The sequence below is a fragment of the Galactobacter caseinivorans genome, assembly GCF_003640665.1.
In the GTDB taxonomy this organism is placed as follows: Bacteria; Actinomycetota; Actinomycetes; order Actinomycetales; family Micrococcaceae; genus Galactobacter; species Galactobacter caseinivorans.
Window position 1 is genome coordinate 17,335 of the sequence record NZ_QQXL01000001.1, and the last position, 17,383, is coordinate 34,717.

16 protein-coding genes are annotated in these 17,383 nt (G+C 67.8%); 7 read left to right on the top strand and 9 right to left on the bottom strand.

All coding sequences use genetic code 11. The features are described 5' to 3' along the window. The first annotated feature begins 144 nt into the window (after positions 1 to 144). Positions 145 to 369 carry a DUF3073 domain-containing protein gene (locus DWQ67_RS00085; RefSeq protein WP_121483569.1) on the top strand — a complete coding sequence of 75 codons (225 nt, stop codon included), beginning with the start codon at positions 145 to 147 and terminating at the stop codon, positions 367 to 369. Between the two features lie 92 nt (positions 370 to 461). After that, complete coding sequence (locus DWQ67_RS00090; RefSeq protein ID WP_121483570.1) at positions 462 to 1,427, top strand: Sir2 family NAD-dependent protein deacetylase; 966 nt, start codon at positions 462 to 464, stop codon at positions 1,425 to 1,427. Between the two features lie 32 nt (positions 1,428 to 1,459). Here the strand turns inward: DWQ67_RS00090 and purM are convergent, their stop codons facing one another. From purM to DWQ67_RS00115, 5 genes are all read right to left on the bottom strand, one after another. Beyond that, positions 1,460 to 2,608 (bottom strand): phosphoribosylformylglycinamidine cyclo-ligase, encoded by a 1,149-nt coding sequence (gene purM / locus DWQ67_RS00095; RefSeq protein WP_121483571.1) that lies wholly within the window; start codon positions 2,606 to 2,608, stop codon positions 1,460 to 1,462. Between the two features lie 82 nt (positions 2,609 to 2,690). Then, complete coding sequence (gene purF / locus DWQ67_RS00100) at positions 2,691 to 4,268, bottom strand: amidophosphoribosyltransferase (protein WP_121483572.1); 1,578 nt, start codon at positions 4,266 to 4,268, stop codon at positions 2,691 to 2,693. A 13-nt stretch (positions 4,269 to 4,281) separates the two neighbouring features. Then, entirely contained in the window at positions 4,282 to 4,644 is a 363-nt protein-coding gene (locus tag DWQ67_RS00105; protein WP_121483573.1) for a hypothetical protein, read from the bottom strand. Positions 4,645 to 4,653: 9 nt separating this feature from the next. Then, a complete protein-coding gene (locus DWQ67_RS00110; protein WP_121483574.1) occupies positions 4,654 to 5,028 on the bottom strand; it encodes a sterol carrier family protein in 375 nt (124 codons plus the stop codon). Positions 5,029 to 5,037: 9 nt separating this feature from the next. After that, a complete protein-coding gene (locus DWQ67_RS00115; RefSeq protein WP_121483575.1) occupies positions 5,038 to 6,069 on the bottom strand; it encodes an asparaginase in 1,032 nt (343 codons plus the stop codon). Positions 6,070 to 6,111: 42 nt separating this feature from the next. On the opposite strand from DWQ67_RS00115, the gene purD reads away from it, so the two are divergent. Further along, on the top strand, positions 6,112 to 8,259 hold the full coding sequence (gene purD, locus DWQ67_RS00120) for a phosphoribosylamine--glycine ligase (RefSeq protein WP_121484190.1): 2,148 nt from the start codon (positions 6,112 to 6,114) through the stop codon (positions 8,257 to 8,259). Between the two features lie 87 nt (positions 8,260 to 8,346). Here the strand turns inward: purD and DWQ67_RS00125 are convergent, their stop codons facing one another. The 3 genes from DWQ67_RS00125 to DWQ67_RS00135 form a co-directional block, all read right to left on the bottom strand. After that, positions 8,347 to 9,588, bottom strand: a complete 1,242-nt coding sequence (locus tag DWQ67_RS00125) for a helix-turn-helix domain-containing protein (protein WP_147433569.1) — start codon at positions 9,586 to 9,588, stop codon at positions 8,347 to 8,349. A gap of 344 nt (positions 9,589 to 9,932) precedes the next feature. Beyond that, positions 9,933 to 10,871 carry a metallophosphoesterase gene (locus DWQ67_RS00130; protein ID WP_233555835.1) on the bottom strand — a complete coding sequence of 313 codons (939 nt, stop codon included), beginning with the start codon at positions 10,869 to 10,871 and terminating at the stop codon, positions 9,933 to 9,935. Positions 10,872 to 10,886: 15 nt separating this feature from the next. Then, the gene (locus tag DWQ67_RS00135) at positions 10,887 to 13,298 is read right to left on the bottom strand and encodes a transglycosylase domain-containing protein (protein ID WP_121483578.1); all 2,412 of its coding nucleotides are present in this window, start codon (positions 13,296 to 13,298) and stop codon (positions 10,887 to 10,889) included. 47 nt (positions 13,299 to 13,345) lie between these two features. On the opposite strand from DWQ67_RS00135, the gene DWQ67_RS00140 reads away from it, so the two are divergent. From DWQ67_RS00140 to DWQ67_RS00150, 3 genes are all read left to right on the top strand, one after another. Further along, the gene (locus DWQ67_RS00140; protein WP_121483579.1) at positions 13,346 to 13,546 is read left to right on the top strand and encodes a DUF4177 domain-containing protein; all 201 of its coding nucleotides are present in this window, start codon (positions 13,346 to 13,348) and stop codon (positions 13,544 to 13,546) included. Between the two features lie 33 nt (positions 13,547 to 13,579). Beyond that, a complete protein-coding gene (locus tag DWQ67_RS00145; RefSeq protein ID WP_121483580.1) occupies positions 13,580 to 14,071 on the top strand; it encodes a RidA family protein in 492 nt (163 codons plus the stop codon). A 157-nt stretch (positions 14,072 to 14,228) separates the two neighbouring features. Next, entirely contained in the window at positions 14,229 to 15,086 is an 858-nt protein-coding gene (locus DWQ67_RS00150; protein WP_407645781.1) for an NUDIX hydrolase, read from the top strand. Positions 15,087 to 15,223: 137 nt separating this feature from the next. Here DWQ67_RS00150 and DWQ67_RS00155 read toward each other — a convergent pair whose 3' ends face one another. After that, entirely contained in the window at positions 15,224 to 15,901 is a 678-nt protein-coding gene (locus DWQ67_RS00155) for a Crp/Fnr family transcriptional regulator (RefSeq protein WP_121483582.1), read from the bottom strand. A 292-nt stretch (positions 15,902 to 16,193) separates the two neighbouring features. Between DWQ67_RS00155 and DWQ67_RS00160 the strand changes: the two genes are divergently transcribed. Beyond that, entirely contained in the window at positions 16,194 to 17,381 is a 1,188-nt protein-coding gene (locus DWQ67_RS00160) for a MarP family serine protease (protein WP_233555837.1), read from the top strand. Positions 17,382 to 17,383: the final 2 nt, after the last annotated feature.

The window sequence follows — 17,383 nt, forward strand, 5'->3', positions numbered from 1 at the left end:
CGGGGTTTCGGAGCCCCGTGACCCGGCACCCCGGCCATAACGTGTAGGCTGGAACCACGGAATAATTGGACACATCCATCGGTGCCTCTCTCGCCTGAGCGTGAGGGACTTGCCCTGATGTCGAGCGATAAAGGGGGTCACGCCATGGGGCGCGGCCGTCAGAAGGCAAAAGCTACGCGGCAGGCCCGGGAGATGAAGTACTACTCCCCGGGTACCGATCTGCATGCCCTTGAGCGCGAGCTCGGCGGCATTCATGATCTGCCGAGCGTGCCGTCGGACAGGGAAGAAGAAACCTACGACGACGATCCGTACGCGGATTATGACAAGAAGTATGCCGGAGAGGATGAGGACGAGGCCAAACACGGCTGAGTCAGCATCCCGCTCGTACGCGTGAGGGCCGCCCGGGTCACCCGGGCGGCCCTCACGCGTACCCGGTTCACCTGCTCGCAAAGGGAGACGCAGTGCCAAGCCGCCACGATCCACAGCCGCAGTTTGCCGACCCGACCCTCACCGCCGCCCACCGCGCCGCCCTGCGCAGCCTGGACCGCGTCGTCGAGCACACGGCGGAGCCCACCGACCCGGCGCTGGCGCTTCAGGCCGTCACCGAGCAGCTGGCCGCTGGCGGCGTGCTGATCCTCACGGGCGCTGGCGTCTCCACGGACTCCGGCATTCCGGACTACCGCGGCCCCAACGGCTCGCTGCGCCGATCCAGGCCCATGACCTTCCAGGAGTTTCAGGCTGACCCGGCCGCCCGCCAGCGCTATTGGGCCCGCGGTTTTGTTGGAACGCATCGCATGGCGCAGGCGCGTCCCAACCTGGGCCACGCCGTGATCGCGGACTGGCAGCGCCGCGGCCTGGCCAGCGGCATCATCACTCAGAACGTGGACGGCCTGCACACCGCGGCCGGCGCGCGTGACGTGATTACTCTGCACGGGGACATGCGCTCCGTCAGCTGCCTTGACTGCGACACACAGGAGCCACGCGAACACTTCGACGAGCGCCTGGAGGCGGCCAACCCCGGCTACCGCGAGTCGGTGGAACTGGGGGATGAGCAGATCAATGCGGATGGTGACGTGAGCCTTGACGCGGCCACCGTGGCGCGCTTTCACACCGTGCGCTGCGAGGTCTGCGGCTCCGATCGCCTCAAGCCCTCCGTGGTCTACTTCGGCGAGAACGTCCCGGCGGCGGTCCACGCGGCCGCGGATGCGCTGAAGGACGCCTCGCGTTCCCTGCTCGTGGTGGGCTCCTCGCTTGCGGTCATGAGCGGCTACCGTTTTGTGCTCGACGCCGCGGGGAAGGGTAAGCGCAGCGCCGTCATCAACGGGGGCCCTGGGCGCGCAGACGCCAAGGTGGATGTCCTGTGGCGCACCCAGGTCACCCCGGCACTGGAGGAGGTCGACGCCGCGCTGCGGCGTCGGGGGCTATAGCCCTGGCAGTCCGTAGCCCTGGCGGTCCGTGCCTAGCCTGCGTAGGAGCCCACCAGGCGCACCGCGCCGCCGTCCACGCCCTTGGCACCCTGCACCGTCTCGGGATCGTTCATGATCTCCTCGGTGCGGGACGTGACGTTGCCGGCCACCCACGCGGCGGTGCCGCGGGCGGCGAGGCGCTCAATCGCGGCGTCGGCTTGGGAAGCCTCCACGATCGCCACCATGCCCACGCCGACGTTGAGCGTGCGCTCCAGGTCGGCCTGGGGCACATTGCCCAGCTGGGAGACCAGGCGGAAGATGGGCGGGAGTTCCCAGGTGCCGCGGTCCACGGTGGCCGCCAGGCCGGTGGGGAGCACGCGGGCCAGGTTGGCGGCAAAGCCGCCGCCGGTGATGTGGCTGAAGCCGTGCAGCGGGGCCACGCCGGCGGAGGGGGTGGTGTTGAGGAAGCGCATCAGGTCTAGGCAGTCGCCCGCGTAGACCTTGGTGGGCTCCAGCAGTTCCTCGCCCAGCGTGCGGCCCAGCTCTGAGACCTCACGATCCAGGGCCCAGCCGGCGTGGTTGATCACGCGGCGGACCAGGGAGTAGCCGTTGGAGTGCAGGCCGGAGGAGGCCATGGCGATGACCACGTCGCCCTCGCGGACCCGCTCGGGGCCCAGCAGTGCGTCCGCCTCCACCACGCCGGTGGCCGCGCCGGCCACGTCGTACTCGTCCACGCCAAGCAGGCCGGGGTGCTCGGCGGTCTCGCCGCCCACCAGCGCCGTGCCTGCCTCCTGGCAGGCGGCCGCGATGCCAGAGACGATCGCGGCGATGCGCTCCGGAACCACCTTGCCCGTGGCGATGTAGTCCGTCATGACCAGCGGCTCTGCGCCCACCACCACGATGTCGTCCACCACCATGCCCACCAGGTCAAAGCCGATGGTGTCGTGCTTGTCCATGGCCTGCGCAATGGCGACCTTGGTGCCCACGCCGTCCGTGCTGGTGGCCAGCAGCGGGCGCTTGTAGCTCAGCAACGCCGAGGCGTCATACAGGCCAGCAAAGCCCCCCACCCCGCCCAGCACCTGGGGCCCGTGCGTGGCCTTGATGGAGGCCTTCATGAGTTCGACGGCGCGATCACCCGCCTCCACGTCCACGCCTGCCTCGGCGTAGGTGATGCCGGTGGGCTGCTCTGGCTGAATGCTCATCCTCGTGGGGTTCCTTCCGGGGACCGGCTGATGCGGCGAGTGGCGTGAGAGGCGGAATGCGGTGTGACGGGAAAACGGGGACTCAGGCGGAGGCCTGCGCGTGATCGGCAGGGACCTGATCGGCAGGGACCTGATCGGCGGGCGTGAGGTGCGCGCCCAGCTCGGCGTCCGGGCCGGGCTCGCAACCGGAGCGGGCGGGGGCGCGCTCCAGCAGATCCTTGCCCAGGTCCTCTGAGTCGGGGAGCTCAATGGGGTACACGCCGGTGAAGCAGGCCGTGCACAGGCGCTCGCGCGGCTGCTGCGTGGCACCGATCATGCCGTCCTCGCTGATGTATGCCAGCGAATCGGCGCCAATGGAGGTGGCGATCTGATCCACGGCCGCGCCGTTGGCGATCAGTTCAGCGCGGGTGGCGAAGTCGATGCCGTAGAAGCAGGGCCACTTGACCGGAGGAGAGGAGATCTTGATGTGCACCTCTGCGGCGCCGGCCTCGCGCAGCATCCGCACCACGGCGCGCTGGGTGTTGCCGCGCACAATCGAGTCGTCAACCACCACCACGCGCTTGCCGCGGATCACGGATTCAAGGGCGTTGAGCTTGAGCTTGATGCCCAGGTTGCGCAGCGTCTCTGAGGGCTGGATGAAGGTGCGCCCCACGTAGGCGTTCTTCACGAAGCCGTGGGTGAAGGGGATGCCGGATTCCTCCGCGTAGCCAATGGCGGCGGGCGTGCCGGATTCTGGCACCGGGATCACGATGTCCGCGTCCGCGTGGTTCTCGCGGGCCAGCTGGCGGCCCATCTCCACGCGGGACTCGTAGACGGAGCGCCCGTTGATGGTGGCGTCCGGGCGGGCCAGGTAGACGTACTCAAAGACGCAGCCGGCCGGCTTGGCCTCGGCAAAGCGTGTGGAGCGGATGCCGTGGGAGTCAATGGCGATGAACTCGCCGGGCTCAATCTCGCGGATCACGGAGGCGCCGACGGTGGCCAGTGCGGCCTGCTCCGAGGCCACCACCCAGCCGCGTTCCAGGCGGCCAAGCACCAGCGGGCGCACGCCCTGCGGGTCGCGGGCTGCGTACAGCGTTGACTCGTTCATGAAGACAAAGCAGAAGGCGCCGCGGATCTGGGGCAGCAGCTCCAACGCGGTGTCCTCCAGGGAGGTGGAGGCCGGGTCGTTGAGCAGGGAGGTGACCAGCGCGGTGTCCGTGGTGTTGCCCTGGGCAATCTCTCCGGCCGGGAAGTTTCCGTGCCGATCGGTGACCATGCGGGCCAACATCTTGGAGTTGGTCAGGTTGCCGTTGTGCGCCAGGGCCACGGTGCCAGAGGTGGTGGGGCCAAGGGTGGGCTGGGCGTTGGCCCACTTGTTGACGCCGGTGGTGGAGTAGCGGCAGTGACCCACGGCGATGTGCCCGGTCATGGCGTTGAGGGTGTTCTCGTCAAAGACCTGGGACACCAGTCCCATGTCCTTGTAGACGTTGATGCGCTCGCCATCGCTGGTGGCGATGCCCGCGGACTCCTGGCCGCGGTGCTGCAGGGCATAGAGGCCGTAATACGCCAGTTTGGCGACGTCCTCACCGGGGGCCCAGACCCCAAAAACACCGCATTCGTCTTGCGGCCCCTTCTCAAAGGGAAGAATGTCGTGGTTGAGCAGTCCGTCGCCGCGCGCCATGGTGTTTATCCTCTCACGCGTCAGATGTGGAATCGTCCACTGGTTCCATGACCACGTGCACCGTGCGTTCGCGCCGGCGCCCCACCCTGTCCGTGAGGAGGAAGGCCAGGGCTCCTACGCCCACACCCACCACCCCAAAGGTCACCAGGAAGAACCCAAAGACCGCCAGGAAGCTGAATTCCACCGGGCCCCCCGCAGCAGCCTCAACCAGGGAGGCGTGGGAGAACCAGGCGGCGATCAGCGCCACCAAGGCGGCAAGCACAAAGCCAGCGCCGAGGAAGGGGAAGATCTTGGGTGCCGTGCGGACCCGTAGGTCCACCGCGGTGGGCCGTGTCACAGGCGTCTCGGGGTGGGGACCGGAAACGGGGGAGGTCATGACTAGATTCTATCGCGCCGCCGCAAGCGGCAGGACCTCGCTCAGATCCGCCCGGGTTCCAGAGGCGGTCAGGCGGGACTGCCCGACGGCGTCTGCCCAGCTCAGGCGCCCGGTGGCCAGTCCCAGCCAGGTCGCCGCGTCCATCTCGATCACGTTGGGTGGGGTGCCGCGGGTGTGGCGCGGGCCGGGAATGCATTGGGTCACGCCGAAGGGCGGCACCCGCACTTCAACCGAGTTGCCCTCCGCGACCTCAGAGAGCTCCTCGAGCAGGTACCGCACAGCGGTGGCGAGCACGGGACGTGGCAGCGCAGCGTCGTCGGCCGCTTTCCAGGCCCGCACCGCCTCGCCGCCCGTCGCCGCGTCGATGCGCCGCTTGACCGCCACCGCCGCGCCTCAGTTCCCCGCGGCGCGCAGCGAGGTCACGGCCGGAGTGGGCAGGATGGCGCCCACGGGCTCGCCGCCGCCAAGGATGGGCTTGATGACCTCTTCCAGCACCGAATCCACGGCGTCCTGGCTCAGGATGCCTAGGGCGGCCAGGGCGTTGAGCCCCACCACCGTGTTGGCGCGCGACTGGCCATCCAGCATCTTCAGGGCCAGCGCGCTGCCGTCCGGGGCGCCGAGGATCAGCACACCCTCCGCACCCAGCTTGGAGAGCACGCCGAGGCGTTCCATGACCACGGTGTTCTCCAGGCCCTGGCCCTGCACGGCCCACGGGTGGGCCAGCATGGCCGGGGCGATCCGCGCTACCGGGTCGCCGACCGCTGAACCCAGCCCGGCGGCGTCGTCCGCTGCCAGGCGCAGCAGGCCGGCCACCGCACGGGCCAGGCCAACCAGCGGCATCTGCGGGACCGGGGCGCCGCACCCGTCAATGGCAATGTTGCCGATGGGGGCGCCAGAGAACTCCTCCACGGCGGCCATGACGGAGAGCTGCAGGGGGTGCTGCGGGTCAAGGTAGGTCTCGGTGTCCCAGCCGGAGGCCACGCAGGCGCTCAGGAACCCGGCGTGCTTGCCGGAGCAGTTAAAGGCCAGGTGATTCTGGCCAAGCCCCTGGCGCAGGCGCTCCTGGTAGGCCGCCGTCTCCTGCGGCCAGGCCGTGGGGCAGCGCAGGTCAGACTCGCTCAGGCCCGTGTCCGCGAGCATGCGCGCGGCCAGGTTCTGGTGGCGCTCGGAGCCCACGTGGGAGGCACAGGCCAGCGCCAGGGCCTCCTGGTCCAGCTCGGCGCCGGCGCGCAGGGAGGCGATGGCCTGGAAGGGCTTCAGGGTGGAGCGGGCATAGATCATGGCCTCCGGGTCACCCAGGGAGGCCACGAGTGTGCCGTCACGGTCCACCACGGCCAGGGCGCCAAAGTGGCGGGATTCGATGACGCCGTTGCGATCAACGGTGGCCAGCTCAACAACGTCGGAAAGAGAAATGGGGTGCGTCATGGGCCCAGTCTAGGAGCATGGCGCCCGGTAGGGTTGGTGCTCGTGAAGGTCCTCGTGATTGGCCCCGGCGGCCGCGAACATGCCCTAGTCCGTTCCCTGCTTGCAGATCCGTCTGTCACCGAGGTGCACGCAGCACCCGGTAACGCGGGCATCGGCGCAGAGGTGAGGCTCCATCCCCTCAATACCAGCGACCCGGTGGCAGCCACCGCGCTGGCGCGCGAGCTGGCCGTTGACCTGGTGGTGGTTGGCCCGGAGGCCCCCCTGGCCGCTGGCGTGGCTGACGCGCTGCGCGAGGCGGGTTTTGACGTCTTTGGCCCGTCCAAGGAGGCCGCCAAGCTGGAGGCGTCCAAGGCTTTCGCCAAGCAGATCATGGCGGAGGCGGAGGTTCCCACGGCCATGGCTCGCATCGCCACCAACGCCGAGGAGGCCGCGGACGCGCTGGATAGCTTTGGCGCCCCGCACGTGGTCAAGGACGATGGCCTTGCCGCGGGCAAGGGCGTGGTCGTGACCTCGGACCGCGCAGAGGCGCTGGCCCATGCCGAGGCGTGTTTCGCCGCCGGCGGCACCGTGGTGATTGAGGAGTTCCTGGACGGGCCTGAGGTCTCCGTCTTTGTGCTGGCGGATGGCACCAACGCCGTGGCTCTCTCCCCGGCTCAGGACTTTAAGCGCATCTTTGATCATGACCAGGGCCCCAACACCGGCGGCATGGGCGCCTACACCCCGCTCAACTGGTTGCCCGAGGGCTTTGTTGACGAGGTCATGGAGCGCGTCGCCATGCCCACCCTGCGCGCCATGGCCCGCCGCGGCACCCCGTTTGTTGGGGTGCTCTATTGCGGGCTTGCTCTCACGAGCCGCGGCCTGCGCGTCATCGAATTCAATGCCCGCTTTGGCGACCCAGAGACGCAGCCGGTCCTGGCGCGGCTGAAGACGCCACTGGGGCGCGTGCTGCGCGCCGCCGCCCGCGGCGAGTTGGACACGGTGGGTCCGCTGCGCTGGGACGAGCGCACCGCCGTCGCCGTGGTGCTGGCCTCCCACGGCTACCCGGGCACAGTCCGCACCGGGGACGTGATCACTGGCGTTGAGGACGCGGAAGCGCTCGACGCCGTGAGCGTGCTTCACGCGGGAACGGCCACTAACGCGGCCGGCGAGTTGGTCAGCGCCGGCGGGCGTGTGCTCGCCGTGGTGGCGCTGGGCCAGGATCTTGGGGCCGCGCGGGAGCTGGCCTATGCGGGCGTGGGGCGCATTCGCCTTGAGGGCTCCCAGCACCGAACGGACATCGCGCTGAAGGCGGCCCGCGGTGTCCAGACCGCCGCGCCGGCGTTGCCGGGATGGCGGCACGTGTACTCCGGCAAGGTGCGGGACCTGTATGAGCCGCAGGACCCGGCCATCACTGACCGCGTGCTGGTGGTGGCCTCGGATCGCATCAGTGCCTATGACCGGGTGCTCTCCACCCAGATTCCGGACAAGGGCGCCGTGCTGACCCAGCTCTCGCTGTGGTGGTTTGAGCAGCTGGCCGGGATTCCCAACCACGTCATCTCCACGGACGTCCCCGAGGCGGTGCGCGGGCGCGCCATGGTGTGCAAGCGCCTGGAGATGTACCCCATCGAGTGCATCGCGCGCGGCTACCTGACCGGCTCCGGCCTGGCCGAGTACCGGGTGGACGGCACCGTGTCCGCCCAGCCGCTGCCTGCAGGGCTGGTGGACGGCTCCCGCCTTGACCCCGCGATCTTCACACCAAGTGCCAAGGCGGAGGTGGGCGAGCACGATGAGAACATCACCTTTGAGGAGATGGCCCAGCGCGTGGGGCTCCCGCTCTCCGAGCAGCTGAGCGAGCTGACGTTGCAGGTCTACACGGCGGCCGAGGCCATCGCGCGTGAGCGCGGCGTGATCCTGGCGGACACCAAGGTGGAGTTTGGGCTGGACCCGGTCACCGGCACCGTCACGCTGGGGGATGAGGTGCTCACCCCGGACTCCTCGCGCTTCTGGGACGCGCAGCTGTACCAGCCGGGCCAGGCGCAGCCTTCCTTTGATAAGCAGTATGTGCGGGACTGGCTCACCTCGCCCGAATCCGGGTGGGACAAGGACTCCGGCCAGGAGCCCCCCGCGCTGCCTGCGGACGTGGTGGAGCGCACCCGCGCCCGCTATGTGGAGGCGTACGAGCGCCTGACCGGACGCACGTTTACCGCCTGAGCGGATGCTGTACTGACGTGAAGGGGGCGGGGTCCGCGGAGCTGAACTCCGTGAACCCCACCCCCTCAACTTCAGGCGAACGTGTTCCTAGCGCAGGGCCGCGCGCGCCTGCGTGGTGAGCTCCAGCGCCAGCGCGGCGCGGTCCGTGGCGCCGGCCGCGGAGAAGTGTTCCCGTGCCAGTTCCAGGTGCTCCAAGGACTGCGCGGCCTCGCCCGTGATCTGCAGGCAGCGGGCCACCAGCAACTCCAACTCGCCGCGCACCGGGTAGGAGAGCGCCTCGCCCTCGCGGCGCACCGGCAGCAGCAGCTCCAGCGCCTCCTCGGGGCGCCCGTTGAGCTGCTCCCATTGGGCGCGGATGATCTGCAGCTCCAGGTCCTCTGCCATGGTCGCTCCGATGACGGCTTGGGCCTGCTCCGCGCGCTCAATGCACGCCAAGGTGCTTGGCTCCACGATGCCCGCGGTCATGCGGGCCGCGGCGCTGGCCTTGTTAAAGCGCGTCCACAGCTCAATATCTGAGGCCGGGCGCAGCAGCTCCGCCGCTAGGTCGTGATGGCGCAGCCCCTCGCTGACGTTCTGCTTGCGGAAGGCCACGTTGCCAATCACCCAGTGGGCGTTGCCCGCGGCCTGGTCCGGGATGTCCCCGTCCGCGGCAGCGGACAGGTCAAGGCACGCCAGCCACGCGTCGTCGAGCTGGCCGGACTCAGCCAGGGAGGCCACCAGCGCAAACTGCGCTGAGAGGGCGATGATGGAGGTGGGCGGCAGGGCTTCCTTGCCCTGCTCCACCCCCCGCAGAGCGTGCTCCACGGCGATGTGAAGGCGCCCGATGATGAGATATGCGTTTGACACGAGAGTTTCTGCGCGGACTTTCAGGGCAGAAGATTCGTCCGTGAGCGGGTGGTTGAGCACCTCCTCTGCCATGTGCAAGAAGGCGTCCCCGTCCCTCAACTCGCGCAGAGCCTCTGCCTCGAGGAAGGCCATGTTCCACCAGGCGCTGGAGTTTTTCATGCCCTGCGCAATCCCAGCGGCCTCGTGTGCGGTGGCCCTGGCGTCCTCGTAATCGTGGGCGGCGAAGGACTGCCTGGCGCGGTGCTCCAGGAGCACAAACTCAGCCTCGTCCGGAGAAACCGGCGTATTCCAGGCCTCCATGACGTCGCGTTCGATCCCCAAGCGGTGCGAGAGCTCGGTGATGATCTCGGCGGTGGGCTCGCGGCTGCCGGTCTCCAGCAACGAGACGTAGCTCGTGGAGTACTTGCCGTGGCCCAACTGGGCCTGGGTCATGCGCAAGTCCTGACGCGCCCTGCGCAACTTCTCACCAAATTTAGAGCTCACGGTAGACCTTTCATCCAGACGGTATTGTCAAACAGTACGCCAGAATGTCACGAAATTTACTGCTTGACCTGAAAACTTTCCTGCGGTTGACTATGCATGTAACCCCGAACAACCTCGCTTGAAAGGTTCATCATGCGCAACTTCGTGTCTTTCATCTCCGGCCGCGTCAACTGGCCGTTCTGATCTTCCCTCTCTGATCGCTGAAGATCAGAAGGACTGAACGCCGCCGACTCCCCAGCAGGGGACAGGCGTAGAGAGGGCCTCCACGGATCACCGTGGAGGCCCTCTCTTTTGTTTGTGGCTACGTCTGTTGGTGTGGCCGCGTCCGCGGATCCGCCCCGCGCCTAGCGGGAGGTCAGCGTCAGCAGGCTGGCCTCTGGCGGGCAGGCCACCCGGAACGGAACCATGCGTGAGGAGCCGATGCCCGCTGAGACGTTCAGCGGCGCCCTGCGCCCCTGTGAGGCCCACCAGCTGAGCCCGGAGGCCTGGCCCGTGGGGAGGTCGCAATTGGAGACCAGGGCCCCGTAGCGGGGCACGTCGATCTGCCCGCCGTGCGTATGACCGGCCAGGATCAGATCCGGCTGCGCCCGCGCAAAGACGTCCAGCACAGCGCGGTAGGGCGCATGCGTCAGCGCCAGGCGCAGGTGCGGCGAGGAGGAGTCGGTGGAGGACCCGGTGGGCCAGCCCGCAAAGCGGTCACGCAGCAGATGCGGATCGTCCACGCCCGTCACGTCCACCCGCAGGCCCCGGACGGGCAGGGAGAAGGCCCGGTTGCTGGCGTTCTGCCAGCCAGCCAGCGCAAAGGCCCGGTGCATCCGCTTCCAGTCCAACTCATCGCGCGGATCGTGGCGCAGCGTGGACGAGGGGTCCTTGCGCCGGCCAACGTACGCCAGGGGATTGCGCGGGCGCGGCGCAAAGTAGCAATTGGAACCCGGCACAAAGACGCCGGGGAAGGCCAGCAGCGGCCCCAGCGCGGTGATGAGGGCGTCCACGCCGTTCTTGTGGCTCAGGTTGTCTCCGGTGTTGACCACCAGGTCTGGGTTCAACTCCGCGAGCGAACGCAGCCACAGCGTCTTGCTGTCCTGTCCCGGCACCATATGCACGTCCGAGATGTGCAGGATCGTGAAATCCGGCTGACCGGGGGGCAGGATCGCCAAGGACTCGCGGCGCAGGGTGAAGTCACGCGTGGCGGTGTTGGCCAGGGCAAGCGCCCCGATGCCGGACGCGACGGCCGCGCCGGCGAGAGCGCCGGCGCGGCCGAGGGTGGAACGAAGAGACGTCAAGTGAATGGCCCTTTACTAGTCGTCGCTGTCGGACTTCTTGGGTTTCTTGGGCTTCTCCGGTTCCTTGGAGGGCTCGGACTTCTTGGGTGCCTCGCTGTCCTTCTTCTCTTCCTTGTCCTTCTTCTTGGAGGACTTGGAGGACTTAGCCGTGCTCTTCGGTGCGCTCTTGCGAGTAGAGGTGCTCTGGCGGTTGGTGGTGCTCTGGCGGTTGCTGGTGCTCTGGCCGGTGGCCGTGCCGGAGCCACCGGCGGAACCTGAGCCACTGTTCTTGTAGTTCTTGGTGAACGGGCCAACCGAGGGGATGTTCTCCATGGGGTAGCGATCCGCGACCTTGGCCATGTAACGGGTCCACAGCGGCGAGGCAAAGGTGCCGGAGTCGGCCGTGGACGGCGTGCGCTTGCCACGGATCTTCAGGCCGCTGTTGAGGCCGTAGTGCTTGTTTGTCGCGGGGTCGTAGGTCTTGCCGTCCTTACGACCCACCCACGAGATGGTGGTGATGTCAGAGGTGTACCCGGCGAACCAGGTGGAGGTCGCGTAGTTGGAGGTACCGGTCTTGCCGCCGATATCGCCGCCGATCAGCGCACCGGCCTGGGTGCCGTTGCCGTTGGTGGGGCGTGTCTCTGCCAGCGGCTTCAGGGTGCCGTTGAGCTTCTTCACCACGTCCGCCTTGATGACCTCCTTGCAGTCACTCTCTGGCAACTTAATCTCGCCGCGGTTGGACTTCACGGAGACGTACGGGGTGCTCTCGCAGCGCTTGCCCTCGTTGGCGAAGACGCCGAAGGCTCGGGCCTGCGCCAGGGCGGTGACGTTCTGCGCGCCCAGGATGAAAGCGGGCGAGACCGCCATGGCCTCCGGGGTCGCCGGCACGATCTTGCCGTTTGAGTCGGTGGTCTGGCCCTCCAGGAGGCCAAGGCGTTCTGGCACGGAGGCGATGTCGCAGAGGTCCAGTCGGTAGGCCTCTGCCACCGTGGCGGAGTTGATGGACCAGTACAGGCCGGCGGACGCGGCCATGGGGTAGTTCATGTTGGCAGTGGCGTTCTTAGGCGCCCACTTGGGTTGGCTCACGCGCCCGCCGTCGAGGCAGGAGGCCTTCCACGACGTTCCGTCGTAGTTCTGGCGCTTGGCGTTGACGCGGGTACCCATGGACTTGCCGGACTCCAGCCAGGCCACGGCGGTCCAGGGTTTGGCGGTGGAGCCACCCTGATAACCGTTGGTGTTGTAGTTGACCTCGGTGTACTTGTCCGGGTTCTTCTTGCTCTTGCCGACGCCGAAGTTGGTGTTCTGCGCCATGGTCAGGATCTCGCCGGTCTTGTTGTTGCGCGTCAGCAACGCCGCGCCGGCTCCACCCTTGTCACCGGCCGGGACCGTGATGCGGGTCTGCTTGGTGGCTTCCTTCTGCATCTTGGAATCCAGCGTGGACGTGATGGTCAGGCCGCCCGAGTAGAGCAGGTTCTGGCGATCCTTCTTGGTCTTGCCGAAGGCGGGGTTGTTGCCCACGTCGTTGAAGACGTAGTTGCAGAAGTAGGCGGAGTCGCCAGCAGCGGAGCAGCCGGAAGTGTCCTGGGACTCGTTCAGCTCAATCTTGGACTTGACCGCCTTGTCATACTGGGGCTTGGTCAACGCGCCGTTCTTGAGCATGGTCCCGAGCACCACATTGCGGCGCTTGAGGGCATTCTGCGGGTTGTTGGCGGGGTTCACGCGAACCGGGCTCTGCACCATGCCGGCCAGCAGCGCGGACTCCTGGGCATTGAGTTTGCTTGCGGGCTTGGAGAACCAGCGCTGCGAGGCGGCCTCCACGCCGTAGGTGGCGCCAGCGAAGGGGACCAGGTTGAGGTAGCCCTGAAGGATCTCATCCTTGGACATCTTGGTCTCGATCTGGTTGGCCCACTTGATCTCGCGGACCTTGTCTCCCACGTTCTTATTGCCGTTGCGCGCAATGGTCTCGGCATCCATGCCCGAGGCCTGCTGATCATTCACGAGGAGGTTGGCCACGTACTGCTGCGTGATCGTGGAGGCGCCCTGGCGGGTGCCGGTCAGGTTGCTGACCACGGCGCGGGCAATGCCCTTGCCGTCCACGCCGCCGTGCTCGTAGAAGCGCTCGTCTTCCACGGAGATGATGGCCTTGGTCATCCACGGAGAGATGTCCTTGAGCTTGATCACCTTGCGGTTCTGGGTGAAGAACTTGGCCAGCTCCTTGCCATCGCGATCCAGCAGCCGCGAAGGCTGCGCGATGGTCGCCGTGGTCTTGGGGATCTCAATGGAGGCATAGGTATCCCCGGCCATGGTGGTCGCGGAGGTCGCGCCAACAGCCAGGGGCACCATGGTGCCGGCCACTAAGAGGCCTGCCACAGCGGATGCTAGGAAGAAGGCGATCACCTTTCCCAAGGTGGTCGCCGTATTGATCAAGGGGGACTTGCGCGCAGCCATACTCTCTAGGATACAAGCCGGGACCGCGAGGGACTACGCTGGAGACCATGACCACGTGGGAATACGCCACTGTGCCGCTGATGGTGCACGCGACTAAGCAAATTTTGGACAACTGGGGCAGCGACGGCTGGGAGCTCGTCAACGTGCTGGCCATGCCGGCCGCAGGCCCCGCCAGCACTGTGGGAAACGAGATGGTGCAGGCGCCGTCCGTCAACCTCGTGGCGTACTTCAAGCGCCCCCTGGCCTGAGCAACACCAGCTTCACTGAGAGGTTTCTGCCAAATGACCCAGAACCCGGAATCCGTCGTCTCCGAGGGCCGCGTTGAGGCGCGCCTGGCGGAGCTTGGCATCACGCTTCCCGAGGTGGCCAAGCCGCTGGCGGCCTACGTCCCCGCGCTGAGCCACAACGGACTGGTGTACACCTCAGGTCAGCTGCCCACGGTGGCCGGTCAGCTTCAGGGTGTGGGCAAGGCTGGTGCGGAGGTCTCCGCCGAGGAGGCCAAGCGGCTGGCGGGCCTGTGCATCGTCAACGCGCTGGCCGCCGTGAAGTCTGTGATTGGCGACCTTGACCGCGTGACGCAGGTGGTGAAGGTGGTCGGTTTTGTGGCCTCCACGCCGGAGTTCACCGGGCAGCCCGGCGTGATCAATGGCGCCTCGGAGCTGCTGGGGCAGGTCTTTGGCGACGCCGGCGCTCACGCTCGTTCCGCCGTGGGCGTGTCCGTGCTGCCGCTGGATGCCCCAGTGGAGGTAGAGCTTGTCGTTGCATACGCCTGAGTCCACCCCGCGGACGGGGACCTTCCGGGCGCTGCCCGGGGTGAGGCCCTCCAATCAGGTGTGTTCCGCCAGTGACGAGCCTCCCGCCACCGGTGTGCTGCGCCGCCTCTTTCAGTTGCCTGCCGGGCACGAGGACGCGGCCCGCACCTGGCTGGAGATGGGCGCGCGCTCTCCGCGCCGCGCCCGCGAGGCCTCTGCTGTTCTTTTGGTCAGGGATTCGCCCGACGGCGTTCGGGCGTGGCTTGGTCAGCGCGGCCCGGAGTCCCCGCTCGGCGCCATCTCCTTTGCCGGCGGTTCCTGCTCGGTGGAAGATGACGAGCCGGTGCGGTGGTTTGGGCCCAGCCCCTCCAAGTGGGCCAAGATGCTTGGCATCAGCGACTTTGCGCTGGCCCGGCGCCATGTGGTGGCCGCCATTCGTGAGCTCTTCGAGGAGACCGGCGTGCTGCTGGCCGGCCCGGATGAGCTCTCCGTGGTGGAGGAGACGGCGTGCGAGGAATGGATGCGTGCCCGCAGGGACGTGGCCACGCAGGAGCTCAGCTTCGCCCAGTTCCTTGACCGCCGTGGCTGGGGCCTGCGCACAGATTTGTTGCGGCCCGTGGCGCACTGGCTCTCCCCAGACTTTGAGCTACGCCGCTTCGACATCCACTACTTCGCCGTCGCGGCCCCCACGGGCCAGGACGTCAGCCCGCTCGTGGGATCGGGCGGTGCTGGAGCGGGGAAGTGGGGGCGCTGGGTCTCCTCCAAGGAGCCCGGCGCGCTGCCGGAGTCGCTGGACCTTGGCAACGAGATCGGTGCGGACTACACGCGCGGCCACTCGCTGGCGGAGCTCTCCTCCCCAGCCACGCAGATCGTGTTGGCCAAGCTGCGCCGCACGCGCGGATGCGTCGCCTACCTCTCCTCCAAGCGCCAGATCCAGGCCTTCCAGCCGGAACTGGTGGAGGTGGAGGGCCAGCTGTTGCTGGAGGTCACGACGGTGGACGCCGCCGAGGGCAGTGCCGTGGCACGCGGTCGCTGACCGGCGCCTTGCCGCTCGACGGGCTCGGGCCCACAAAGAAACTCAGGCAGACACAGAAGGAGGGCGGCACCCGCGGGTGCCGCCCTCCTTCTGTACCCAACGGCGTCGGGCACTCAGCCTTCAGCCAGCGCTGGGACCTAACGCGAGCGCTGGCGCAGGCGCTGCAGGTCCAGGATCACGACGGCGCGTGCCTCCAGGCGCAGCCAGCCACGCTGGACAAACTCCGCCAGGGCCTTGTTCACGGTCTCGCGGGAGGCGCCAACCAGCTGGGCCAGCTCCTCCTGCGTGAGCTCGTGAGCCACCAGAATGCCGTCCGTGGTGGGGCGGCCAAAGCGATCCGCCAGGTCAAGGAGGGCCTTGGCCACGCGGCCGGGGACGTCCGAGAAGACCAGGTCCGCGAGGGACTCGTTGGTGCGGCGCAGGCGGCGGGCCAGGGCCTGCAGCAGCTGCAGCGATACCTCCGGCGAGGCCTGGATGGCCTTGCGCAGGTTCTCGTGGCGCAGGCCGGCCAGGCGCGTCTCAGAGACCGCGGTGGCGGTCGCGTTGCGCGGGGAGGGGTCAAACAAGGCCATCTCGCCAAAAAGCTCGCCCGGGCCAAGCACGGCCAGCAGGTTCTCGCGGCCGTCCGGGGACGTGCGACCAAGCTTGATCTTGCCGGAGACGATGACGTAGAGCTGATCGCCCTGATCGCCCTCATGGAAGACAGACGCTCCGCGGGAGAGATCAACCTCCGTGAGCTCGTCGGTCAGCACGGCGAAGGCCTCGTCGCTCAGATGTGCGAAGAGCGGCGCACGCCGCAGGACCTCGATATCCATGATGCTCCTGTTCAGAAATGACGGTGGATCCGAACCCATGATGCCGCATACCGCCCGCTTGTGACGACTCTCACGCGCTCGACACGCGTGAACCGAGGGCAAACGGGCGACTTTCTGAGCCCTGAGCCAGCAAGTGTGACTAAGTCCGGGGCCACCAGGGTAACAGCGCGTGAGGCGCGGCACGTCTTCCAGGCTAGCGTCAGGGCTGCCCGTTAAGATCGAAGGACCGTCTCCTCGCTCGTTCCCGCGCGGGCACATCTTTGGCGGGAGGGCGAGCCATGAGGGGGTCTCGGTGTTTTTTGGCCTGGAATTGATGGATTGGGTGCTCATCGTGGCGCTGCTCCTCTTCGCCGTGGCCGGCTGGCGCAAGTCCTTCCTGACGGCGCTGGGTGGTGTGCTCGGCTTCCTGGCCGGAGCGGCCGCCTCCTTCTTTGCCATTCCCCTGGTCTTCTCGTGGATCCCGGACCCCAATTGGCGCGTCCTTGGCCTGATCGTCACCTTCATCGCGTTCCTTGCCCTTGGCCACGGGCTCGGTGAGGCGCTGGCCACCGCCGTGCGCGGCTGGCTGGACATGCCACGGCCGCGGTGGTTTGGCCGCAGCGGCGGGGCCCTAGTGAACCTGGCCGCCGCTGGCCTGGCCATCTCAGCGCTTGCCTTCACCTTCGCCACCCTTGGCCTGCCCTTCCTCTCCACCCAAATCGCCAGCTCCAAGGTCATCACCACGGCCCGCGCGCTCACCCCGCCCGCCGTGGAGCGTGCCCTGGGTGAGGCCCGAACCCTGGTGGCCGGCATGCCGCTGCCAGAGCTGCTTGCCCCCGTGGTGCCGCCCGGAGACGTGGTGGTGCCGCAGGAGGAGCTGGATAACCCGGAGCTGCAACGCGCGCGCCAGTCGGTGCTGCGCATCACCGGCACCGCCACCGCATGCGGCGTGAACCAGACCGGCTCAGCCTTTGTGGTGGCCCCTGATCGCATCCTGACCAACGCCCACGTGGTGGAGGGAGTGGAGCAGCCGGTCGTTGATGTGGAGGACGGCCGTGCGCTCACCGGCAAGGTCGTGGCCTTTGATCCGGTGCATGACGTGGCCGTGGTCGCGGTGGACGGGCTGAACCTGGAGCCACTGGCCCTTGGCCCGGAGCTCTCCTCCGGGGACGAGGGCGTCTTCATGGGCTTCCCCGCCGGCGGCCCGTTCTCCTCCCAGCCCGCCGCCGTGCAATCCCGCCACCAGGTCAACGTGCCCAACATTTACGGTGCTGACCCCGGGGCGCTGGAGATCCTGCAGCTGGCCGCCAACGTGCAGCAGGGCAACTCCGGCGGCCCGCTGCTGACCTCCAACGGCAAGGTGGCCGGCATGATCTTCGCCAAGGCCAAGTCGGAGGACAAGGTGGGCTACGCCCTGTCCCGCGACGAGATCCGCCCGTTCATCAATCAGGCCAGTTCGCTGACCCAGCCCGTCTCCACCGGAACGTGCACGGCGCACTGACG